The 26,666-nt window shown below is 64.7% G+C and carries 1 protein-coding gene (running past one end of the window); it reads right to left on the reverse strand.

Annotated elements, in window-relative coordinates; translation table 11 throughout:
* A protein-coding gene (locus AB0T83_RS05025) for a hypothetical protein (RefSeq protein WP_366192071.1) crosses the window boundary here: on the reverse strand, nt 1-26,641 show its 5' portion. It extends 12,347 nt beyond the left edge of the window; the window shows 26,641 of its 38,988 coding nt (coding positions 1-26,641); the start codon lies at nt 26,639-26,641; its stop codon lies beyond the left edge, outside the window.
* Between the last annotated feature and the right edge of the window lie 25 nt (nt 26,642-26,666).

The following is a 26,666-nucleotide window of genomic DNA, read 5'->3' on the forward strand; positions in this document are numbered from 1 at the left end:
TGGGGGCCGCGCGCCCCTGCGAGATGCTCAGATCGACGGCGATGGGAATGAAACGTTCCACATTCTCGACGGAATCCGCGAGCTGCACCCGGTCGCTGCCGATCACATCAAGGCGCATCAGCGCCACAAGGCTGTTGCTGACGTCCATGGACACCAGCGCGTTGCTGCCGTCGCGCAATTGCAGCGCACCATTCGACAGGTCAACCGTGTAGGTTGCGCCGTCCACCAGCCCGCCGGCATTGGCATTCAGCGCGCGCCATTGCGAGATGTCCGAAAAATCTTCGGCGGTCAGATCGACGCCCGTGTCCGGCGAACCGAGCCACCCGTACAGAACGCCGCTGTCCTCGACCACGCTTCCTGTGGACAGGTCCGCATTGGTGTCGGTCGATTGCAGGGCCGTCACCGCGCCCAGCCAGCGCGTTGTATCGGTGAAATCTTCCGCCTTCAGGTCGATGTTCGCACCGCTGGTGTCACCGCCGACATAGGCATAAGCCCCTGTAGTCGCAGCAAGAACCCAATCGGTGTTGTTGCGGAAGGTCTCGCCGCTCAGATCCAGCGTTCCGCCCATCAGATCGGCCCCGGCATAGCGGTAGACGACCCCGCCCACCGACACCAGATCACCCGCGACGACCGCCGCCGCGGCATCACTGCTGTTGAAATCGGACACGATGGAGACCAGGTCTCCGGTGCTGACCGAGACAACGCCATCCTGCGTGGTCATCGGCGTGTCGCTGCTGGTGATCACCGGCGAGAGCGCATGGAACACCACCTGATCGCCCTGTTGCAGCCCGGATGCGGGATCGTAGACCGCCGCATCCGTGGTGGTGACCACCCGCCAGCGGGAGCCGTCGCCGAAGTTCTCGGAGGTCAGATCCACATCGGCATCATCGACCGGGCCGCCATTGTCGTCGGTCTCGCTGACCAGCGTCCAGCGGTTGGTGTCGGTGTAATCCTCCAGCGACAGATCGACGGTCACATTGCTCCAGCGCGAGGTGTCGGACAGATCCTCGCTGGCGAAGTCGAAGCTGACGCGCACCCAGCGGCTGGTGTCGGAATAATCCTCGCCGGCCAGATCGACATCGGCGTCATCCACCAGCGTACCGGTTCCGTCGTCCTCGCTGACCAGCGCCCAGCGATTGGTGTCGCTGAAGTCTTCGCCGCCCAGATCGACGCCGAATTCCTGCCCGATCTGGAAGCTGTAAAGCGCGCCGACCTGCCCGCCGGCCAGATGGCCCGCGGCCACCCGCACCACCATGGTGTTGTCCAGATCCTGCCCAACGCCCACGTCCGAGGCGAGATCCGCCGCGTCCGCGAAGGCATAGATCGCATCGTCGGTGCCGCCGTTGCTGTGGCCGCTGACCACCCGCACCAGGGTGCCGGCGCTCAGATCCTGGTTCGACCCGATATCCGAAGCCACATCCGAGAAATCCTGCAGCGCGTAGAGCTTGTTGAGACTGCCGCCGGCCGGATTGGCCGCGCCCGCGCGCACCAGCGCGCCGACAACCAGATCCTGCGGGCCAAGCGCCGCGAGGGATCCGGTCACGAGATCGGCGATTTCCACCACCTCGTAAACCGCATCGGCGGTGCCATTGCCGCTGTGGCTGGCCGCGACCCGCACCCGCGTGCCCGAAACAAGGTCCGAATTGGGCGCCGCATCCGAAGTCACATCGGCGATGCCAAGGAATTCATAGACCACATTGCCCACGGTGACGCGGGTGCCTTCGGTGATGTCGAACAGGCCCGCGGTCGCGGAATCCAGATCGCCCAGGGCCACGAACCCGTCCCTGGCCAGTTCCACAACGTCGCCGATGGCATAATAGACGCCGCTGTGTTCCAGACCGCCGAGGGACTCGTCCTGCTGGCGGCGCAACTCCCAATAGGCGTTGTATTCCTGGACCCGGGCGGATTCGAACGACTGGATGGTCAGCGCCACCCCCGCATCGTTGTTCAGGTTGCTGCCCAGAAGCCGCTCGAACACCGCCTGCACCTGTGCGTCGGTGCGCGGATCGGTGGTTTCGGCGGTATTGGCGTCGATCAGGTCACCCGACAGGATCCGCAGACGGATGTTGCGGTTGGTGCCCACATCGTCGGTCGACGGATACAGCCCCGGATCCAGCGTCGCCGGATCGATGCCGCCGGCGGTGTCGATGCGTTCAAGGCGCAGATCGCCTGCGATCTCGGTCACATTCACATCGCTGGTGGACGACAGCCGCACAAAGTCGGTGTCATTGTCGCCGCTGTCGATCCGCACGGGGATGTCACCCGCGTAATTGCCGATGCCGCCGGACTGCGCGTCCAGGATGATGCGCGAGCCCTTGATCAGGTTGCCCGCGTCGAACCCGACGATGCCGCGTTCCGCGGTCACGGTGGTGGTGTTGCCGAAGCCCGAAGTGATGCGGTCGAACCGCAAATCGCCATCGACCTCCGTCACCTGGATGTCGCCGCTTGTGGTCACCACGTTCACCAGACCCAGGACGTTGGATCCATTCTGCGTCTGGTCGATGCGCACCGCCTCGGTCGCGCCGATGCCCTCCTGGGCGCGGATTTCCACGCTCTTGCCGGTGACAACGCCGGTGCCCGACTGGATCACCTGGCCCTGTGTGACGATCTGGGTATAGCCAGCCTCGTTGAAGATGCTGCCACCCAGTTGCACATCGCCGACCGAGCGGATTGCCACCAGGGCCCCGGCCGAAGCGGCCGGTTCGGCGGCGATCAGGTCCACGCCGTAGAAATCGACGTCATCGGCCGCCGCGTCATAGCCGATGAAGTTGATGGCGATATTCTTGTCGGCGTCGATCGAATGCGTGTAGATGTTCTTCCGGTACTCGACCTCGGTCTCTTTCATGTAATAGGTCGTGGTGCCGTACCAGGTCGTCTTCTTGCCGTCCTTTTCCTGCTTGTAGAAGTACTTGTTCAAACCCTGAAGCTGACCGGCCTCACCGGCGGGCGCAGGGGTCAGCGAGGTGAACTTGGCGAAGGTGCCGTCGCTCTTCTTGTAGTTCAGTTCGATGATCGTGGTGTCATTGACGGTATCGCGGGTGACCGAACGGACCTTGTATTCGGTGCTGTCCGAGGTGGTGTCATTCGCCACCAGGCCGATGCTGGTACCGCCGCCGGGGACATAGCGCACCTGGTCGCCGGGCTGCACCGCGATCGACGCGCCGTTCAACGTGATGGTGTCATTGGTCGCGTTGATCCCGGTGTGGGGATCGAAACTGAACTGATCGGCGATCCGTTCGTATTCGAACAGGTAATCGGAGTTCGAAGCCTGCTGTTCGAAATAGGAGCCGTCTTCCAGCTGGACCGGCGTGCCGGCAGTGCGGGTGGGACCGGTGACCACATCGTCGGGATCGGGCGCCCAGCTGTCCAGCCCCAGCCAGGACGAGGTACCATAGCGGGTGACCGTCTTGACCGACAGGTCCTGACCCGTGGTCCAGTTGTAGCGGAAGTCGTCGGACCGGGTGTCATAGCCGCCGGTCACCGACCGGTTGCCGACATTCGCGGAATAACCGGTCTGCCCGGTCGGCACCTCGGTCAGATCGGCGCTTGCCGTGCCATTCGCCGTCAACTGGATGGTCGCGCCGCCCAGCGTGGACTTCAGCGAGACATAGGTGACATCGGTCAGAGGATCGCTGCCGGTCGTGCGCACCGAGGCGACGTAATAGACGCCATTATGGGTCAGCCCGCCAACCGGCGCGCTGCCATCCGAGACCTTGTAGAGAACCTTGTCGTTGACCGCATAGTCCAGACCGATGCCCTGCAGGAGGATTTCATCGGTGTTGCTGTCCACATCCGTGGCAGGATCGAATCCGCCCTTGCCGGGGCTTTCAAACAGCGTGACCGTCTTGGCAATCTGGGTGCCGATACGCTCGTAAGTGGTGGTCCAGATGCCGTTCGAGGTCGAATCCGCGCCAAAGTCCGTAATCTTGATGACCCCGGCAATGTCGTTGCCGGTGTTCAGCGTGTCGATGTAGATCGGAATGTCGATCTGGTTGTCGATCAGGATCCGGCCATAGCCGTCCACGGCGCGCAACTCACCATTGCCCGACGACAGGATCTGTCCGGTCAGGGACAGGTAGCCGCCCTTGACCCGCGCGGCCGACACTTCGATCCGGTTTTTCAGGACGTTGTAATAGGCGTTGATCACGTTCTCCGAGATGTCAGCGTATCCGGGAACGGCCTGATCCACGCCCAGTTCCTCGCCGATATCAACCTCGGCCGCCTGGCCCACATCCAGCTTGACCAGAACCTCGTCGGTCGAGCTGCCGAAGGTGTTCTCGGCATTGGCAATGTCCTGCAGCACACCCGCGCCGATGGTCAGCTTCTGATCCGCCAGACCGGATTGGATCACGCCGTTGACATTGATCCGCGACGCGGTGATCTGCACGATATTGCCGGCAATCAGGTTGCCGATCTTGGACGTATCCGCCAGGGCCGCGGTCAGCGCTGCATCCACGGCGGCATTGTTGCCGTAGTAATCCTGGTAGTTCGCTCCGAACAGAATCGCGAGGATCGCCGGCGGAATGTTGGGGAACACCGCGGTCCAGTCGCCGATATCGGCCGCATCGGTTTCCGGCCAGGAGCGGGACGCGCTGGTCGCGATCCCGTCCTGCAGCTGCTTGGCCACCGACGCGAAGCGCGAGGCGCTGCCCGCCGGGTCACCGCCCGAATGCAGGGTCTTGCCAAGCGCGCTCAGCACGAAATCCTGCTTGGCGAGAATGTCCAGCTTGGAGGCGTTGATCGAGGCAAAGGCCAGAATGCTGCCTTCGCTGCGCATCCGCACCGTACCGCCCAGATTGTTGATATCCGCCGTCACCTCGATATTCGGCGACAGGATGAAATCATCATAGGGCGCGCTTGCCGGGTCGTCGGCGTTGAACGTGTTCTCGATGTTGACCAGCGATGTACCGGTCCCCGAGGTCTGAACCGTACCGCCCGAATACTCCCCCGCCAGCAGGTCGGAATTGTTCCACAGGACACGGCCACCCTGACTGTCGGGCACTTCGATCCGGCCCAGGCGCAAGGCCGCCGGCGAGTCGTTCTGGATATCGACCAGCACATCGGCCGGGGAATACAGATGACCGGAGCCCGCCAGACCGGCCCCGTCGATCCGAATCACCCCGGTCTGGGCGTAGATGTCGTCGAGGTTGATAACCGGATAGACCAGTTCGACGAAATCACTCGTGCCAAAGCCGTCGTCGGTCTCAAGCCCGTAATCGCGCAGGGTGCGTTCGATCCGGTCCAGATCGGCGGTATAGGCCGCCACGGATTCATCGTCCCCCTGGTATTCCTCGATCAGGAATTCAAGGCGCGCCTTCTGCTCGAACAGATTGGCGGCCAGAGACTCGTAGGTCACGGTAAAGCCGGTGCCGGAGGTGTTGATCGAATTGTCGATCAGGTCGGATTCGCTGGCCGGGTTCGCCTTGCGGTCGAAGCGGATAGTCTGTTCGCGGAACAGCCCGGTCTGGATGAACCCGTCGACCGTGACGTTGCTCAACGACGATTTGTTGACGGTGCCGCCCACCAGTTCCTCGGCCACCCCGTCTGACCCGAACAGCGCATCGATGCCGTCGGCGACGGCGGTCAGCCAGTTGTGACCGGTGCCATAGGCCAGCTTGTCGCCGCCATCCAGGGTTTCGGCCGCCAGCGTGACATCGCCGCCGGCGTTGATGCCGGTCAGGATGGTGCCCGCGGGTTCCGAACCCGGCGTCTTGCCGGTGTTGTCCGAGGATTCGACGATCACCCGGTTCAGGATATCGAGATTGATTTCCGATTTCAGATCGTCGATCGGGACCGCCGAGGCGTTCAGCGCGTCACCATGCGAGGTCAGGACCAGGTTGTTGACATTGCCGAACCGGTCGCGGCCGGCCAGCAGGTTCACATTGCCCACCGCAACCAGCACCGCATCGGTGCCGACACGGGTGATGTTGACGATGTCCATCGCCACTTCGCTGTCAATGACCGCCCCGGCCGCCAGCCCGTAGGTGTTGACCTGCGGCTCGACTTTCAGATCGGCCGCGGTGCGGGTCTGCAGGTCGATGTTGCCCACCGTGGTCAGTCGGGTGCGAGCCCCGATCTCGACCGTGGCATCGGCCTGGCGCACCTTGATGTTCGAGGTCGCCCCGGCCCCGGAAATCAGCCCGCCTGCGGTCAGATTGGTGTCATCGGTGCCGTAGAACTCGTTGACGGCATCCAGCAGCAGATCGCCCGGATCGAAGACGCTGCCGATCACATCGATGATGGCGGCGTCGCCGATCGCTGCGGTGGTGTCGTAGTAAAGGAAGTGCTCGCTTTCACCGGCGTTGCCGGCAACCACGCCGCCCGAGGCCGCCTCGACGTTGTATTCATTGGCGCCCAGCAGGTTCTTGTCGGCGATGTTCTCGGCATAGATTTCCAGATCGCCGGTCTGCACCGACACGAAATCCCCGATACTGGCCTCGACATCCGCATCGATGTTCGAGGTCAGCCAGGCTCCGGAGCCGCCGACCAGCGCCACATTTGTGGAATTGGTGGCACCGTCGAAATTGCTGGTGTGCGAAGCGCGGATGGTCAGGCTCTCGACCCGAAGATCGCGCACGCCGCCATCGTCCGAGTAGTCGGCGATATAGGCTTTGGTGGTGGAATCGTCCGAGATGTTCACCTGCGAGGCCGCGCCCGAGAAGCCCACCGAGACGCCAAGCGCATTGGCCTTGCCCAGGTTGGTGTCCTGCCCGATGGCCTGCACCGTCACATTGGCCCCGCCCGAGCGGTTGTAGACGACCGCCTGCCCGGACAGCAGGTTGAAATCGGTGGGCACCAGCCGCCAGCGGGTGATGTCCGAGTAATCCTCGCTGCCCAGGACCACCACTTCCGGCACCGTCGGGCGGAATTCGTAAAGCGCCCCGATGGTGCCGCCAGCGCTGTGTCCGGTCAGAACCTCGACGGTTTCACCCTGGCTCAGCGTGCGCGAGCCGTTCGAGGTCGTCCAGTCGCCCGAGAAGTCCAGGCCGTCGCCGAGATTGATGAAATTCGAGGCGACGCTGGCATTGGGATCGAAGTTGAAGCTGCCCGACTGGATCGAGGTCGTGGGTGTCAGCGAATGCACCAGCCCCTGGGTCGCATGCGGCGTCAGGGTCTTCACGGTCGGAGATTCGGTTTCGGTCGCGTCGCGCAGGGTATCCACCAGCCCGACCTGGCGCGGATCCAACAGGCGCAGATCATGGCCACTGGCCGCAACCGATCCGCTGAGCGACACCGTGCCCGCGTTGAAACCGCCGACGCCATTTTCGCGGCGCAGACGGAAGTTGCCGGTCGAAACCTCGACCAGCTTGTAGCTGACGCCGTTTTCCAGCCCACCGATATCGGCGCCCATGGTGGTGTTGCGGTACACGACCACATCGCCGTCACGAACATCAAAGACGGTGCTGAGCGCGACGGTGTTCGCCCCGGTGCTGTAGCTGGAAACATTGACCAGATCCTGCACCACGATGTAATAGACCTGCCCATCGACAAGACCGCCCAGATCGGTGCCGTTCAGGATCGAGACATCGGCGCCGATATAGGCCTCGGTATCGACATCGGACATGGCGGTCACCACATTCGCCCCGATCCCCGCCAGTCCCGCAATCACGGCGCTGTCGGAATCGGCGAATTGGTCGCTCTGCGAATTGGCCCGGATGTTTATTTCGCGCCCCACGTCCAGGGTGGCATTATTGGCAACCCGCGCCGTCACGGCCCCCAGGCTTTTCGAGGTGGTCACGGCGCCGTTGACCCCGATCAGCGAACCGCTGGAAGCGGAAGCAAGGGTCTGTGCCGCCGACTGGCCGTTCAGCAGCAACAACGCGGCATCCACGTTCAGCGCGCCGTTCACGACGACGGTGCCGCCGACATAGGCCTCGACCGTGGGGGTGCTGATCGCCGTGGCGACAGAGGCGCCGACCGCCAGTGCACCGCCTGCCACCCCATAGGCGGTGGCGACGGCCCGCGGCGTGGCTTCGGCCCGGACCTCGAGGTCGCCGCCGACGAAGACGTCGCCGCCCCGGACATAGGCCTTGACCGAGGGCGTGACCGTCGAGGTCGCCGCCGATCCGTTGGCCGCGAACGAGAAGATCCCCCCGGCAATGCTGGCCGATCCGGTCAGGGTCGTTGCCTGGGCCGTGTTGCGCGCGGTCACTTCGGTATCGCCGGTGATCGACACCGACTTGCCGCGGCCGTGCAGATAGGCCTCCACATCCGTGGTGTTGAGGCTGTTGGCCACCGCCGCACCGCCCGAGATCGCAACGCTGCCCAGGCTGAGGCTGGCCGAGATCGACGCCGCCGCCGCAAGCGTGGTGATGCTGGCGTCTTCCAGCGCTTCGATCACCGTGGTCCCGGCGACGTTCAGCGCGACATTGTCCACATGGGCCTTGACCACATTGTCGATGTGGTTCTCCGAAAGCGACTGGCCCATGCTGACTGCAGCCCCGGCGATACCGGCAAACGCGGCGACCGAGGCGGAGACCACATTGGTGTCGATCACCGACTGATCGTCGGCGCGCACCACCAGCGAGCCAAGATCATAAGTGCCCGTACCATCGATGATTTCCGCCGTTGTATCGAACCCGATCAGGTTCACCGCCTCGGCAAAGCTGCCCGACAGGCTGGCGCCGACGCTGCCGGCGGTCAGGGCGACCGAGGCCACCCCCATATCCGCCGAGATTGTGTTGCGGGTGACGGCCTCGACCCGGACCCGACCGCCGGCATCGACATGCGATCCGCTGATCTTCGCGGTCGCCTGCGCCTGCCCCGGCATCCGGAACCCGAGCGGGTTGTAGCCGATGAAGTTCAGCGCCACGCCGCCGCCGATGGATGCGCCCACCGCGTTGCCGAATCCGATCGACAGGGCCGCCGATGCCGAGACCACATCCGCATTGATGGTCGCGGTCTGGTCGGCGTCCACATGTACATTGCCGCCCGCCGAAACCGTGCTGTCCACGATCTGCGCGTCCAGCGTCGTCAGGATCACGTTCTGCGCCAGCGCCCCCGCGCCGGTAAACGCGTAGGACTGTGCACCAAAGGACGCCGCGACCGAGGCCGCTGCCGCCAGGGCATTGATCACAGAGGTTTCTTCCGCCAGGACAACGACATTTCCGCTGACGGTCATCAGGTCCATGTCTTCGATGCTGGCCGCCGTCGCGCTTTCGATCACGTTGAGCGCCGTGTTGACCGCCAGGCTCATCGCGGCGCCGAAACCGCCCAGCCCGGCGGAGACAGCGGCCGTCAGGGCAAGGGCATCGATTGAACTGTCGTCGGTCGCGGCCACGCGCACCGCGCTGGCATCGGCGGTGTCGGTCGCATCGGTGTCACCGCTGGCGGCCGCCCCGTCGATCTTGGCCAGCGTGTCGACCCGGATGTAATTGACCACATTGGACCCGGCACCGGCGCCGCCGGCTCCGGCGCCGCCCACACCGACTCCGACGGCCAGCGATTCCACCAGCGCGTCGATATCCATGTCCGACAGCGCCTCGACCGTGATCTTGCCGGACGCGATCAGGTCGCTGTCCTCGATATAGGCATGGGTCTGGGCCGTGAGCGCGGTGTTCGGATTGCCGATGTTGACGCCATCGCTCTGGTTTACGACGCTGACGCCGAAGCCCACATAGTTGTGCGCCACGGCCACGCCTACCGCCACGCCAACGCCCACGCCGCCACCGCCGACTGCGGCTGCATTGGCCCCGATCAGGGAATTGACGGTGGCGTTATTGGTGGCCAGAACGTCGATGGTGCCTGCGGAATCCAGGTCGCTTGAACTGACGAAGGCCAGCACATCAGAGTTTACGATGTTGACCGACGCCGCCCCGGCACCGGCCACCGCGACACCGACCAGCCCGAAGCTCGCCGCCAGCGAGGCGGCCAGAGCCAGGGAATTGATCGTCGCCGTCGAAGAGGCATCCACCGTGATGCCGCCCACCGTCGAGGCCACTTCGGTCATGTCGGTGATATAGGCGCGGGTCGTCGAGCCCAGGTTGTTCAGCGCCATGGTGCCGGCCAGCGACACCGACACCCCGACCATTCCGGCCGAGAAGGTGATCGCAACCGCGCCGGCCTGCGAATTGATGGTCGACGTGTCCGACGCCGTCAGCGTGACGGATGCCGCCTCGACCCGCTCATCCGCGCCGGAGTTCACATCCGTGCGGTTGTCGTTGGCACTGCCATCGATGAAGGCGGCGGCATCCACGGCGATGTTGTTGATGACCGACACGCCCGAGCCTGCGGCGGCAACGCCGACCTGGCCTGCCGCGATCCCGATCGACGCCGCGTCCACGGCGGAATTGATGGTCTGGTTCGACGTGGAGTCCAGAGTCAGATCGCCGGCGATGGTCAGATCGCTGTCTTCGACATAGGCGTAGACCACAACCGGGTTCAGTGTCGGTATGCCTTCGGGATCCAGGCCCGGCACGAACCCGATATTGTTGATCGCCACCGCGGCGCCCACAGCCACGCCGACCCCGACCTGGCCCCCGGCAATGGCCGCCGAGGCCGCACCGGTGATGGCGTTGATGGTGCTGGTGGAACGGGCGTCGATATCCACGTCGCCCGCGATGGAGCTTGCATCGCTGTTGCGGATGAAGGCCTCGACACTGGACAGGATCACGTTGGTGGTGATCGCGCCCGCGCCCGACACCGCAACCCCGACTTGACCGAATCCGGCCGCCAGCGACGCCGCAGCGCCAATGGCATCGATTGTGCCTGTCTCGGCCGCGCTGATCACCACGTCGGGATTGTCGTCGCCGCCATCGGTGGTGATGTCGGTCACGCCGTCGAACCCTGCGCGGGTGCCACCGGTGATGAGGTTGCGCGCGAAGGCCACGCCGACCGAGACGGCCACCCCGACCTGCCCGACCGCCGCCGCCACGGCCGCCGCACCCGCAAGGGCCATGATCGAGGCGTTGTTGGTGGCCTCCAGCGTGATCGTGTCCGCGCCGACCGTCGTGGTGGTGCCGGTGCTTTTGACCACGGCCTCGACATTGGCGGAAATGTTGTTCTCGACGAACACACCGGACCCGCCGACACCAACGCCGGTTTGGCCGCCCGCGATGGCAACAGCCCCGGCTGCAACCGCAGCATCGATAGACTGATCCGCGTCGGCCTCGACCACCAGATCGCCGTCGGTATCGACCACGCTGTCACTGATTGTCGCCGAAATATCCGCTGTATTCAGCAGCGATGGCCAGGTTTCGAAGGCCGTGTCAAAGCTGATCAGCTCGTACCCGAGGTTGTTCTGGGCGATGGCCGCGCCAATGGCGACGCCAACCCCTGTCTGCCCGGCCCCGACCGCCGCGGCGACCGCCAGCACAAGGGCGTCGATATCCCCGTCCGACAGCGCCCGCACCAGGATATCGCCGTCCGCGTTCACGCCGCCATTCTGGCCCGATCCGGTGATATGGGCGCTCAGATCCGTCAGGATCGTGTTCAGGGCGAAGGCCGCGCCGCCGCTGACCGCGATCCCCTGCGAGCCGATGCCGACCCCGATGGAGGCCGCCGCCACATTGCTGGTGATCGTCGCCCCGTCCCGCGCCGTGACTGAAATATCCGGCAGCAGATCGACATCGGTCGTGGTCACGCGGTCGACATTCAGGATCCCGGCCTCGATCCGGCCATCGATCCGGTTGGTGGAGAACGCCAGCCCGATGGACACCGCGACCCCCGTGGACCCGAGTGCCGCCGCGACCGCCGCCGACCCGGCGTTGGCGGTAATGGTCGAGGTGTTCTCGGCGCTCACCACCACGCGATCCGCATCCACGGTGGCGTCAGAGTTGCCCGTCGCCGTGCTGCCGTCGATCAGGGCTTCCACGTCGGCCCCGATATTGTTCATGGTCAGAACGCCCGATCCGGCCACGCCGACCCCGGTCGATCCGGCGGCCAGCGCCACCGAGGCCGCAACCACATTGGCGTTGATCGTCCGGTCGCTTTCGGCGGAAACCTCGACGATGCCCGTGGCATCGACAGTGCTGTCGGTGATCGCAGCGCGGATACCGCCGCCGCTGCGGGTCACGCCCCAGGAATTCTGATCGGCACTCCAGGTTGCGGGATTGGCGCCCGACCCCCGGACGCCAACGAAGCCCATGTCGTTGATGGCAAGCGCGGCGCCGATGGCCACGCCGACCCCGGTCGAGCCGCCGCCGACCGCAAGCGCGATGGCGACATTGCTGGCGTCGATGGTGGCGGAACTGTCGGCACGCACCCTGATATCGCCGGTCGCATCGACATCGCTGTCGGATATTTCCGCGGTCAGGCTCGACACGACCTGGTTGAGACCGATGGCCCCGCCGCCCGAAACGGCAACACCGGTGGAGCCGATCGCCACCGCGAAGGAGGCCGCCGCCGTGATCGCCGAGATCGTTGCATCCTGAAGGCCTTCGACCAGAACCGTACCGGAGGAATTCAGCAGGTCGTCGACGCCAAGGATTTCCGCCCGCGCGTCGGTGTCGATCTGGTTGACCGCCGTGGCCAGCCCGATGGAAATGCCCACAGCCGTGTTGCCGAAGGCCGCCGCCGCCGCGCCGCCGAAAGAGATGACCTGGATGCTGCCGCTGTCGCTGGCGCGCACGGTCACATCGCCGGAACGGATGCCCGCGCCCTGCCCGGTGCCGTCGCCCGAAATGAAAGCCCGCACCGAACTGCGGATGGTGTTGCTGGCAGCCGACGCGCCCAGGCTGACGCCGACGGCATTGCTGCCGCTGCCGGCCAGGGCCATGGCGGTGGATTCGACGATGGCCCGGATCGCAGCGTCGGAGTCCGCCTCGACCGTGATGTCCGAGGCGTCGATCTTGCTGTCCTGCACATAGGCCCAGATCTTGTTGCGCGCCCCGTCGCTCTGGATGTCGTTGAGCGCGATTGCGGCCCCTGCGGCAACCCCCACCGCGTTGTTGGAGCCAAGCGCCGCCGACGCGGTGACCGCCGCCACGATGGCGTCGATGGACCCGTCGAACGTGGACCGGACGACCAGTGACCCACTGTCCAGATCCACCCCGTCCACATAGGCGATCACATCGTTGTCGATGTAGTTGGCAACCAATGCGCCCCCGGCAGAGACCGCGACGCTATTGCCGCCAAGACCGGCGGCGGCCGAGATCGACACAGATGCGCCAATGGCCTCGATGACCGAGGTGTTGTCCGCCGCCACGGTTATGGCGCCCGCCGCCTGCACCAGGGTCGTGCCGTCGATATAGGCCTTGATGTCGTTTTCGATATTGTTGAATACCAGCGCCAGCGAGACCGAAACGCTTGTCGCATTGCTGCTGCCGATGGCCGCCGTGCCGCCGACCGCCGCTGCCGCCGCCCGAATCGTCGCGGTGTCACTGGCGGTAACCGAAATGCTTTCGTAAGTGCTCTTCACCAGCGAGCCGCCGGAAATATAGGCGTTGGAATCGCGGCCGATGCTGTTTTCGGCGCCAAGTCCCCCGACCGCAACGCCGGTGGCATTGCCCGAGGCGCTGGCCGCCACCGCCAGCGAGATCGAGGCCAGCAGCGCGTCGATCTGGGTGGTGGTGGTGGCGCTGACGGTGATGTCCTCGTCAGCGGTCAGCGTGGTGTTTTCGATATAGGCGTTCACGCCCGACGCCGGGCTGGATTTCGGCGACAGCGGACTGCCGAAGTTGTATTCATCCCAGCCAATCAGGTTGCGCGCGATGGACACACCGATGGCCACCCCGGTGGCATTGCCCGCCGTCGATCCCGAGAAATTGAAGCTGAGCGCCGCGATCACCGCATCGATATCGGCGCTGTCCGAAGCCGACACGGTGACACTGCCGATGTTGTCGTCGCTCTGGTTGCCCACGGTCAGGGAACTGTTCGCCACGAAGGCATCGGTGCGGCCGCCGATCTTGTTGACCGCTGTGGCGCCGCCGCCCGAAACCCCGAACGAGGTCGAACTTGCGGACGCACTGACCCCGATGGCCGCCGCCGCCGAGGAGGCGAAGATCGTGGCGCTGTTGGAGGCGGTCACCGACAGGTCGCCGTCGATCGATCCGGTGGTCACATTCTGGATGCTGGCGCTGGTGTTGCCGACAGATTCGTTGCGGGCGATGCTGATGCCCACGGCGATGGATGTGCTCTTGCCGCCGGCCGAGGCGCCTATGGCCACCGCCGGCGCGATGACGTTCGACACGATGTCGCCCGTGCTGGTGGCCGCCACCGACAGATTGCCGCCGGCCGTCAGCGTCGAGGCTCCGTCAATGGTCGCGGTGGTGTTCAGGGCCAATCCGGTGCGCGCCACGTTGCCGGTGATCGAGATCGCATCGCGGTTGCCCACGAACCCGGGGTTCAGGGACACCGCCGAGGTCAGGATGTTCGACGTCAGATCCGCCGCGTTGGTGGCGGTCACGGTTATCGACCCCGCCGGGTCAAGATCCGAATTGAGGACACTGACCGCCACCGAGGCCGGATTCAGGGTCGCGATCCCGGTGCCGAAGACCGTATCCACCAGGTTGAACAGGAAGTTCTGCGGATCGTAGCCGATGGTGCTGAAGGCCAGCGTCACCCCGACAGCGGTCCCGTTCGCCGTGGTCTGGTTGTTGATCTCGGCATCCAGGACCGAACTGTTGTCCCCGGTGACCACAATGTCGCCAGAAGTGGCCGTGGTCAGATCGCTGTTGGTGACCGTCGTGGTCGCCGAGGACAGCAGCACGTTGGTCGCAATGACCCCGTTGAACGCGGTCGAGGAGCCGTCGGCGAAATAGCTGTTGCCGTCGGATTCGACGACGCTGTCATTCATCGCCGTCAGCGTGGCGGTTTCGCTGGCCGAGACCTCGATCGGGCCGGTGGTGCTGTCCAGGTCGATGTTCGTGACCAGTGCCGAGACGCCGCCGCGCAGATCGTTCAGGCTGATCATCCCGCCCACTGCGGTGCTGTCGGATTCGGTGATGTTGGTGTTGACCAGTTCGGTCAGATCCGACAGGCCGAAATTGACGATCTCGATCCAGTCCGCGGTCTGGAAATCGACAAGATTCATGTTCGACAGATCAATGTCGAAGCCCAGGTCCGGCGCGATGCCGGCCGCCGGCGTGATGCCGTTGTAAAAGGCCTCGATGGCGTCTTCGAAGGTCAGGTCCACGTTCAGCCCGGCGGGATCCTGCAACAGGCCCGTGAAGCGGAAGAGCCGGCCCTCGTCTGTGCCGAAACCGCTGCCCAGGCGCACCTTGTCGCCGATCAGCACATTGCGGGTGCCGGACAAGGTGGTGAACTTGTAGTCCTGCGCATAGCTGTCGATCAGATCCGCCGCGATCGAGATGCCACCATCGTTCTGAACCGTCGAGATCGCCTTCAGCACCACCTCTGCGTCGATGGTCGCGGTCTCGTCGGCCGTTACCGATACCCCCAGCGCGCCCTGGATCCGGTCAGCGTTCAGCGCGTCCGGATTGGCTTGGGAATGCAGGATCGAGGCCTCTGTATTGGCCGCCACCTTGTTCGAGGTCACGATCGCGCCGACGGCCGTGCCCGATGCATCGACCAGCGCCGAGGCCGCGGAACTGGACTCGTTGCTCATGTCGGCGATGATGGCGGCGTTGTTGACCGCTTTGACCGTCACGGCCCCCGCGGTAGAGATCACATCCGAATTGTTGATCTTCGCGATGGTGTCCACATTGGTCTGACCGCCAAGCGCGCCCGAGACGACAGGATCGCCCAGCACCGTGTCGATCAGCGTGATGAAGGTCGCCGTGGGTGCCCAGCCGACGCTGTTGAAGGCGAAGGTCAGGCCGACGCCGGTATCGCCGGTGGTGGTCGTGCTCTTGATCAGCGCGTCCAGAACCGTGTCGTTGCGCGCCTCGACCGACACCTCGCCGACCGAGAATATATCGCTGTTGTCAATCAGGGCCAGCGCGTCGGCATTGACGATATTCGTCGCCAAAACAAGGTTGTAGGCGTCGCTGCTGCCGCCGCCGGTGGCCGATCCGCCCGAGGAGGTGACGGCGCTGTCGATCTCGGCCTTCATGGTGGCGGTTTCATCCGCCGCGACACTGACCCCGCCGGCCCCGGCAGTGATGTCCGCGCCAGTGATGGTGGCCGAAGTCGCGGCGATCAGGTCGTTCAGCACCACCATGCCGCCCACGGCAAGCGACTCCGACCCGGTGATGTTCAGCCCTTGCGGAACCGCATTGGCGACCGGCTCTTCCTTCCAGAGGTCGAGATCGAGGTAGTTGGTGTTGTCCAGATCCACCTGCGCGGCGGTTGCGCCCATGAAGGTGTAGATGCTGCCGGCATTGCCCGCGCCGGTGGTGGTGGTGCCGAAATCATCGGCCAGGCGCACCCGGTCGCCATAGACCAGATCCCGCAGCTGACCGGCCCCGTCGGCGGCGGCATATTGCACCGGAAGCAGGTCGTTCAGGGTTTCCTGAACCACCGCCGCCCCGCCATCGTTGGTGACCGTCGAGGAGGACACCAGCTTGGTGTTGGCGAAGTTCTGGCTCAGGTCACGGGCCTGCACCACCACCGCATCCCCGGCAATGATCAGGCGCGCCGCGCTTTCGCTGATATAGGCAACCGCGCCGCTGTTGACCTTGTTCGAGGTGACGATGAACCCGAGGCTCTTGCCCTCTGCGTCGTACAGCGCCGAGGCGGTGCTGTCGGCGGCATTCGTCGTGGTGGCGTTGAAGGCCGCGGTGTTGTCGGCGATCACCCGCAGGTCGTCGCCCGCTGTCACTGTCGAATCCGAGACATAGGCTGTCGCCGTGGCGGCCTCGGAATTGTCGAACCCGTTGACCGAGGACGAGGCCGACTGGATCAACCCGCCCAGAAACACATCGAACAGGTTGAACAGAACGTTCTGGGTGTCCCAGCCCAGCGTGTTGAAGGCCAGGGTCACGCCATAGCCATCCGCGCCCGTATTGGTGGCCGATTCAAGCCGGGCATCCATTTGCGCGTCCTGCACCGCATGTACCAGAACGTCGCCTTCGGTGGTGCCGCCATCTTCGGCGTCCACCGGTCCGGTGTCATTGCTGTCGGTCTGCGCCGTGATCGTGGAGTCGGTAATATAGGCTTCCGCCGAGGCCATCAGCCCGTTGGTCACGATCTGTCCGTTGGCGGCCAGGGATGTCCCGGTGCCGAAGGCCGATCCGCCCGAGGAAGACACACTGGCCAGCACGTTGGACGACAGTGCCGCGCTTTCCAGCGCGGTGACCGACACCGCGCCGTCGGTGGTCGTAACCGATGCGCTGTCGATGCGCGCACTGACCCCCGCCCGCGCCTTGTTCAGCAGCACCAGCCCGCCGTAGGATTCGCTGTCGCTGTCGGTCAGATTGCCGATGTTCGGGAACAGGATGTCGGCGTAGTCGGTCGCCGTCACCTCGGTCCAGGCCAGTTGCTCCGCCAGCCAGGTAGCGTCATTGACGTCGCCAACCACGCTCAGATCGTACAGTTGCCCCGGCAGCAGCCCCAGACCGGTGTATTCGTAGATCTTGCCGTCGACCCCCAGCACCATGGTGCCGCGCAGCGAGGCATTGCTGATCGCCCCGAAGTCGAGACCTTCCTTGATGCTGGCCGGATTCAGGGGATCGGTCTGCCAGAATTCTTCCGAGATCGCGTTCACCGTCTGCACAAGCTGCGTGCCGGACCGGTGGGTAAAGTCGTATTCGGTGCCCGCAAAGCGGTTCACGACCCCTGCCAGAGCGTTGATATTGTTGGTGGAGGCCTGTTCGGCCACCATGGTGCTGTCGGCCTGGATGAAGGCGGTCTCGTCGGCGCGCACTTCCACATCGCCGCCCGCGATCACCGTGGTGGTGTCGCCCGCCTGACCGATCCAGGCCTCGGTCGCGCTGAGCATCCGGTTCGAGGCCAGAAGCCCCACCGCGGCCATGCCCGAGGCTTCGTATTTCGCGTTGATGGCGAATTCATTGGTGGAGGTTACCACGTTGGACGCACCGACCACCGCATGGGCCTGCACATCGTTGACGGCGATCACCCGCACGTTGCCATCCGCCTCGACATTGGCATCGGTGATATAGGCCTGCGCGAACGTCTCCGGACCTTGCCCCAGCCCCATGTCGATCAGATCCGAGAATATGTCGTCGCCGATCAGGGCCTCGAAGGCGTTCAGGAAGGTGTTCTTGACCGGCGATCCATAGCCGATGGCGTTGAAGGCAACGGTGAACCCGAAATTCTTGCCGGCCTTGCCCGTGACGTTGGACGTCGTCGAGGTATCGAAGATGCTGGTATTGTCGGCGCGCACCAGAACGTCGCCACCGATGCCCGAGCCATCCGCCTCTTCAATGTTGGTATCATTGACGAAAGCGCGGGCCCCGCCTTGCAGGTAGTTGGTGGTCAGGATGCCGTTGACGGCCCCGAAGGTGCCGACGTTCTTGCCTTTCAGCTCTCCGCCCTTGCCGCTGGAAGACACGGTGGAATCGTCCACCGCCTCGTGCCGGACCGACAGATCCGCATGAACCAGGACACCGCCGCTGCTGGTGTCGATATTCGCATCCGTGATCCAGGCAGCGGCCCCGGCGCGCATGTCGTTGAACGAGATCAACCCGCCGAAGGCATTGCTTTGCCCCGTGCCCAATCCCGCCGATTTCAGGGCCGCCTTGGCGATGGCCGTCGGGATCAGATTGTCATCGACCACCTCTTTCCAGTAGTCGGCATCGGCAAAGTCCTGCGCCGCGCCGCTGTGCAGCGTCGACAGATCGGTCGCCGCGCCGCTGGCCGCAGTGCCCATGTACTGGAAGACCTTGCCGACCAGTGCGCTGTCCGCGAAGCCGCTGTCGATGAACACAAGGTCGCCGAATTCCAGATCCACCGTGGCGGCATTGGCGTCCTCGCTGAGCGTCGTATAGTCGTAGTCGCGTGCCAGATCGTTGATGAAATCGTTCAGGATCCCCGCGCCGCCATCATTGCTGGCGGAAGAAATCGACTTGACCAGGGTCTCGCTGATCAGCGCGCTGTCATCGAAGGCGGTGACCGTGACCGCGCCCGCCGCTGTGATGGTGGTGTCATGGGTCAGCAGTGAACCATCGCCGGTGCCGCTGCCATCGCCGATCCAGGCCGCGGCCCGGGATGCTGCCTTGTTGCTGGCCATGCCGGCCGCCAGGCTGGAACCGTTGGCACCGTAAAGCGCCGAGGCCGCGGTGGTCGCGGAATTGCCCATGCTGGCGTCCAGCACCGCCGAATTCAGCGCATCCACCGACACGCCGCCGCCCGAGATCACCGTGCTGTCGGTGATATAGGCTTCGGTCGCGATCCCCGGATCGCCGATCGAGATCAGCCCTTCCTGTTCCAGCGCGCTGTTGCCCAGCAGAACCTCGATGCCCTGGATGATGAAGCTGCGCAGTTCCAGACCGAGATTGTTGAAGGCCAGGACGATGTTGATGCCATCGGCCCCGGTTTCGATCATCACTTGTGTGTTGGCGGTCAGCACGGCGGAATTGGTGGCATCCACATCCACACCGGCGGTGCCCGCGTCAATGTCGGAATCCTCGATATAGGCCTTCACGTTGGCGGTCAGCGAATTGGTGCTGAGCGCGCCGCTGAAAGCCTTGCTTTCGCCGCCGCCAAAGGCGTCGCCGCCCGAGGAGGTGGTGGTGCCGTCAACCTCGACATTGAAGGTCGCGTTTTCCAACGCCTCGACCTTGACGCCGCCCGTGGCCCCCGTGGTGACATCCGCGCCGGTGATATGGGCCAGTGCATTGCTGCGCATGTCGTTGACCGCCAGCATCCCCGACAGGGCCTTGCTGTTGGACGGGGTGACGTTCAGGCCCTGCGGAATGACCTGGGCCTCCAGAACCTCTTTCCAGATGTCGGTATTGGCGAAATTCTCGCCGTCCAGCGCGATTGTGGTGCCGGTGCCGGTCAGGTCCGGTCCGAGGTATTCGTAAACGCTGCCGGCATTGCCGCCGGCACCGCTGAAATCATCGGCCAGCCGCACGCGTTCGCCGAATCCGACTTCCACCGGACCGATGTTCTGCCCGGTGACATAATCGACGGCGAAAAAGTCGTTGGCGGTCTCCTGATACAGCGAGGCGCCGCCGTCGTTGCTGGTCGAGGACGCCGTGATGATCTTGGTGTTGGCATTGGCGAAAGCCGCGTCATTGGCGGTGACGCTGACCCCGCCGGTCGCATCGATGGTGCGCGAGGCGGATTCGGTGATCCAGGCTTCGGCGTAGGTCGAGATGCGGTTCGACGACACCACGATGGCCTGCCCCTCGCCACCGGCGTTGAACAGGGCCGACGCGGCTGAGGTCGCGGCATTCGAGACGGTCGCATTGAAGGCGGCGGTATTGTCGGCGGAAACGCTCAGCACCCCGGCGGTGGAGACGGTGCTGTCCTGCAGGCTGGCGCGGGCGCCCGAGCCGATGTCGAGGTTCAGCAGGTCCGAGGCGAAATTGTCGCCGATGATGGTTTCGAAAGTGTCGAACAGGATGTTGTTCGACTTCCACCCCAGCGTGTTGAAGGCCAGCGCGCCGCCGCGCGCCGTGTCGCCGGAGTTCAGCGCGTTCGAGGTTGTCGCGTCCATGATCGCGGCATTGGTGGCGCTGATGGTGATCCCGCCGACGCCAACACTGTCTGCGGTCAGCGTGCTGTCCTTCACCATCGCCTCGGCCGAGGCCAGCGTCCGGTTGACCGAGATTACCCCGCCATAGGCCAGCGAGGTGCCCTTGCCGTCGAAACTGCCGCCCGACGACGAGATGTTGTTGGTGATCAGCGCCTTCATCTCGGCGGATTCCGAGGCATTCACGGTGATCCCGGACGAGATGCCTGTGTCGGTCACGGTGGCGTTGATGATCTGCGCCGTGGCCCCGCCCCGCAGGTCGTTGAACACCAGAAGCCCGCCCAGGGCCTGGCTGTCCGAGGCGGTCAGGTTGCCGATATTGGGAAACAGCAGGTCTTCCAGGTTGTTGACGGTGACCTGACGCCAGACATTGGTGTCGCTGTAGGTGGCGGTGCCCAGATCCATCTTCAGGATGCCATCTGTGTCCAGCACCAGGGTGCCGCCGCCCAGATACTCATAGAACTTCTGGTCGGCCTCGTTGTAGACCACGGTGCCAAGCGCCGGGGCCGACAGCATTTCGCCGCTGACCGTATCGAAAATGGCGCCGAAATTGCCGGTCACGATCCCGCTGCCCGGCACCCCGGCCGGACCAGGGATATCGACCGAGGTCAGCAGGTTCTGCAGGCCGGAATTCGACGTGAAATCATAGCTGTCCAGATCCTGAACCGTGGATTTCAGCGCGTCCAGATTGCTGGTGGTTTCCGAATTCGCCACCACGGTACTGGTGCTGTCCAGCTTGACCAGGTCCACGGCCTCGACCGTGACGCCATCGCCGGCATCGACGGTGGTTGTCACCCCCTGCGCCCCGATCCAGGCGTCGGCGGCGCCATTGACCTTGTTGGTGCCGTACAGGAAGCCGCCGGCCATGCCCTTGGCACCCATCTTCGCATTGATCGCCAGGTCGCTTTTCTTGACGGCCTGCTGTTCGTTGCCGGTCACGGCGGTCATCTCGGAGGCGCTTTCGGCCCGCACGACCACCGCGCCGTCGGCATCTACATCGGCTTGCTGGATGAAGGCGCTGGCCGCCGAGAAGGGGGTGAAATAGCCGCCCGTCACATTGCGCCAGCGGGTCTTGTCGCTGAAATCCTCAAGCGTCAGGTTGACGGTGCCCAGGGGCGGCAGACCGACATAGCGGTACAGGTCGCCCGGCACGCCATTGGTGCCGTTTCCGGCCACAAATTCAACGACTTCGCCCAGAGACAGAGCCGCGGCGGCGTCATCGGACTGATGATCGGCGCCCGGTGTGTCCACGAAGGTTTCGATGAAGGGATCGACCACCGGCTCCAGCAGGTCGACCAGAAGATTGTCGGCCTCCCACCCCAGCGCGTTGAACGACACGATGAAGTTGACCGGCACCTTGCTGCCGGGGGAACCGTCGCCCAGAGTCACGGTCTGCTGCTTGCCCGCCTTCGAGTTGGACAGGGCTTCGGCCATGACGACCGCATCATTGGTGGCCAGCACCGAAACGCCGCCGCCGGTGCCGGCGCCATCGGTCGCATCCACCGTGGCATTCACGATCCAGGCGTCGGCGCCGCTGACCAGATTGTTGGTGACGACCACCCCGCCGGCCCCACCGCTGGCCTTCATGGTCGAGGTGTCGCGGGCCGACAACTGGGCCGATTCCGCCGCGCTGACACTGATGTCGGCGTCGGCGTTGACGACGGAATTCTCGATATAGGCACTGACGCCGCCCACCACGTCGTTGCGGGCGATCAGCAGGCCGAAGGCCTGGTTGCTGCCCAGGGCGTCCTTGATGCCGGACTCCTTCAGCACCAGCTTGGACAGGGACTTGGGCAGTGCGTTGGACGTATTCACCTCCTGCCAGAAGGCAATATCGTCGTAGGTCTGCAGCCCCAGGTCGCCGCCGCTGGGCGCATTGGCCGACGTGCCCATATAGCGATAGACCGCGCCCGGCGTGCCGCCGTTGCCATAACCGCTGGCGACGCGCACCAGGTCGCCGAAACGCAGCGTCTGGACACCGGAATTCGAGGTATAGGCGTAGCTGTTCTCCAACTGCCCAAGGATATCGTTGGCAATCCCGAAGCCGGCGTCGTTGTTGACGCTGTTCTCAAGCGTCAACTCGCTGACGGCGGTCATCGTGGCGCTGTCCACGGCGCGCACGGTCACACCGGCGTCGCCGGTGACATTCGAGTTGGTGCTGATATAGGCCTCGGTCTGCGCCGACAGGCTGTTGCCCGACAGCACCCCGCCATAGGCGGCCGCGGCAGCCTTGAAGAAGGCCGAAGCTGCGGTCGAGGCGGCGTTGGTCAGGCTGGCATCGATGCTGGACCGGCCCTCGGCGATCACCGAGACCGAGCCGTCGGAATCGATGGTGCTGTTGGTGATGCGGGCGGACAGTTCCGCGCCCGGCTGTTCCACGTCGAAGCCGCCGATCAGGGCGTTGAACGTGCCGCCCAGCAGGCCCAGGACGTTCTCCCAGCCCATGGTGTTCAGCGCCAGCCCGACGATATAGCTGTTGGCCCCCGAGGTGACCGCATTGGCATTCTCGGCCAGGATGGAATTGTCGTTGGTCGCCTGCACCAGAACATCGCCGACGCTGCCGGTGTTGGGTGCCACGGTGCTGCCGTCGACATAGGCTTCGACCTTGCCGTTCAGCACGTTCATGGCCACGATGCCCGACGCCGAGATCGAGGCGCCGTCACCCACCACATTGCCGCCCGAGCTTTCGGCGCTCACATCCGCCCTGGCGCGGATGGTCGCCACCGTCGCCGCCGCCACGGTCAGCCCCAGCGCCGGATCCTCGATCGTCGCCGCGACGACGCGGGCCACGACATTGACGTCCACCTCGTTGCTGACGATGGCGCCGCCGATCCCGGCACTGTCCGACGGCGAGATGTTGTTGCCTTCCGGGATCAGGTTGGTGCCCAGCGGCGGCTTCCAGTAGTCGAGATTGAAGAAGCCATAGACCGTGTCCGGGTCGGGCGCGCCCGGCAATTCGAACAGCGTATCGGTCGGCCCCGAAGTCACCATGCCGGTGTCGAAATCGACGGTCAGCGGAGTGCCGCCCATATACGTATAGACACTGCCCTGTTCGCCCAATTCGCCGGGCCAGTCGCCGCCGACGCGGACCGTGTCACCGTAGTTGATGATCGCCGAACCGCCGTCGGAGGTGTCGAAATCCGCCGGATAAAGGCGGTTCACCGCGGCGTCGAGCACACTGGCCCCGCCGTCGCTGGAGGTCGAGGCGCTGTTGACCACCTTGATGTTGGCCGCAAGGCGCGACATGTCGTCGGCGGTGACCGAGACCAGCCCGCCCGCCGTGGTCACATTGTCGATTGTGGCGTTCGATCCGGCGGCCCCCAGCCCGAGGATTTCGGCCAGCACGTCACGGTCGATACGGGTCAGCGACAGCACGCCGCCCACCGCAAGACTTTGTGCGCCATAGGCGGAGACGGCGGTCGATTCCGCCACGCTGGACACGGTGGCGTTGATCGCCGCCCGCGACAGCGCCTGCACGATCACGTCATCGGCGGCGGTGATCGTGCCACCGTCGATGCGGGCCACGACGTTGCCCCAGGCAGTATCATCCACGAACAGGTTCGAGGGATCGAACCCGAGCAGCACGTCGAAGGTGACCGAGAACGGCTCGACATTGCTCAGCCCGATGGCGTTGAAAGCAATGGCGCCGGCGCCGGTCAGGGTGGAACCGCCCTGCGATTTTGCCCCGGCAGAGGCACGGGCGTCGATCGCACTGGTGTCCGTGGCGATGACCATGATGTCGCCGCTGCCGGTGGTGGTCAGGGTGCTGTCCAGGGCTTCTGCTGTCACCGCCACCCGGATCAGGTTCGAGGCATAGGTGGCGGCCACGCCGAAGCCACCGAAGCTGCCCAGCGAATTCTGCACCGAAGCGGTCGCGGCTTCATGATAGGCGGCCACCTGCGTGGCGTTGGTTGCCGACAGCGCCACATTGCCGGCCGTGGCCGACAGTTGCGACGTGTCCGCCGTGGCGGAAATTACCCGCTCGACCTCGTTCACGGCGAAGACGATATCCACGGCAAAGCCCAGCGGCGAGGTGCCCAGGGCGTTCAGGCTGGTGCTGGTGCGCAGGTCGCTGCTGGCAGGATCGAAATCCGAGGCCATCGCGCGCGCTTCTGAAATGGCGATGGTGCTGTCCTGCGCCGTCACCGACACATCGCCGGCCGAGGCCGTCAGCGCGGAATCCGCCACCGCGATGGTCGCGCCGCCGGTCAGGCCCTGGTAGCTGAGGTTGGCCACGGTCGCCGCCACCGAGTCATTGCTGGCCCCGGCGTCGACAGAAGTCCCCGAAATGCCCACCTGGTCGATCTCGACCCGCGCGGTATCGCCCAGGCTGGTGCCCGCGATGCCGAAGAAATCCGCCAGCGACTTGGAGCCGACGAACGTCCAGTTCGAAACCGGCAGACCGGTCAGCGGATCGGCATACGCCTCGTCATACAGGTCGACGACGACACCGTTGCCGCCACTCCATTCATAGACGCCATTCGACACGCCGCCGTTGCCGTAGCCATCGGCAAGCACCACGGTGTCGCCGTCGTTCAGCGTCACCGGCTTTTGACGCTGGCCCGGTTCGGGCACGGTGTCATGGGTGGCGGGCAGGATGCGGTTGCCGATCCCGCCGGTGTTCTCGGCGACAATCTCCACCGCGCCGGTGGCGCTCAGGAAACTGGCGTTCTGGCTGCCGGCACCGGCATCGCCCAGCAGGACCTCGGTCGTACGGGTCAGGTCGATGGTCGACAGGATGGCATCCAGAGGCGACGCCGGAAGGATCCCCGGCAGCACGCTGCCCGCCGTGACGGCATTGTCGATCACATAGTCGATCTCGGACAGGTCGCGGGCGGCCAGCGTCACGCCATTGGCGCCGCCGGACAGGATCGCGGTTTCCTCGATATCGACCGAGGTGAATGTGGTGACATCGGTATCATTCACGAAAATGCCCACGGTCTCGGACACATGGGCATCAAGGTCGATATTGGTTGTCGCTTCCAGGGACACCCCAGCGCCGGAAATCTGCGCGGCGCTTCCCACCGACAGGGACGCCGTACTCAGGACATCGATATCGGTATAGCCGCCAAGGGAGTTGGACGGCAGCAGCGCGTTGTTCAGGCCGCCCTCGAAATCAAGATCGATATCCGCATGCGCGGTGGCCGAGATTGCCACGTCTCCGGTGGCGCTGATCTGTCCGTCAATGGCAATGCTGGCCGACAGAACCTCGTCGATCAGCGTGAAATCCACCGGCGACAGCGGCACCGAGCTTTGGCTGTCGGTGAAACTGTCGAACGCCGACAGGGTGACATTGTTGAAACCGATGAGCGTCGCAAACGTGGACAGGCTGATGGACCCGGCGGACACATACAGGTTGACACCGCTGCCCCCCAGCGCGGTCAGGTCGAACGCGCCATCGATCTGGACGTGATCCTCGCTGCCGAAATCCAGCCGGATTTCCTGCGTGCCAGCCGTCAGGGAGAAGCCCTGGGATTCCGAATCCGACCCGGCCAGCACGAACCCCGTGCCCGAACCCGACAGGGTAAAGGTTTCGACCAGGCCATCGCCCGGACCGCCGATGCCGTCGATGAAGGAGAACTGGTTGGAAATGTTCAGATCGACCGGCTCAAGCCCGGAATAGCTGTAGCTGCGGCCATCGCGCACGACGATGCCGGACGAGGAATCCTGTGGAATCGACAGGGTGCTGTTGGGCGCCGCGCCGGCAAAGGCGAGGGTGTCGAAGCCGCGGTCGCCGCCGATGACGCCGCCTTCCAGCAAGGCCGTGTCATGGATGGTGAACGTGTCGTCGTTGTCCGCCGCCCCTTCCAGGGTCTCGACATTCAGGAAGCTCAGATCGACCCCGCCCGTGGCGGTGCCGGAGTTGTCCGCGATCACGTCCCAATCGGTATCGGCCGCCCCGGCGAGGGTAATGCGGTCGGCCCCCTGCCCGGCATCGATGTGGATGCCCGGCACGGTTTCCAGCCCGAAGGAGGCCACGTCGATGGTGATGGCGTCATCACCGGTGCCGGTCAGGATGTCGATCGACGACACCGTGTCGAGATCGCCGATGGCAAGCTGGGCTCCGCCGGTGCGATCCAGGATCTCGACTCGCTGCACCAGGGTGGTCTGCTGGTTGACGGTGCGGGCTTCCTCGATCATCCGGACCAGAAGATCTTGATTCGCA

This window comes from Meridianimarinicoccus marinus, assembly GCF_040689105.1.
GTDB classification, from domain to species: domain Bacteria; phylum Pseudomonadota; class Alphaproteobacteria; order Rhodobacterales; family Rhodobacteraceae; genus Meridianimarinicoccus; species Meridianimarinicoccus marinus.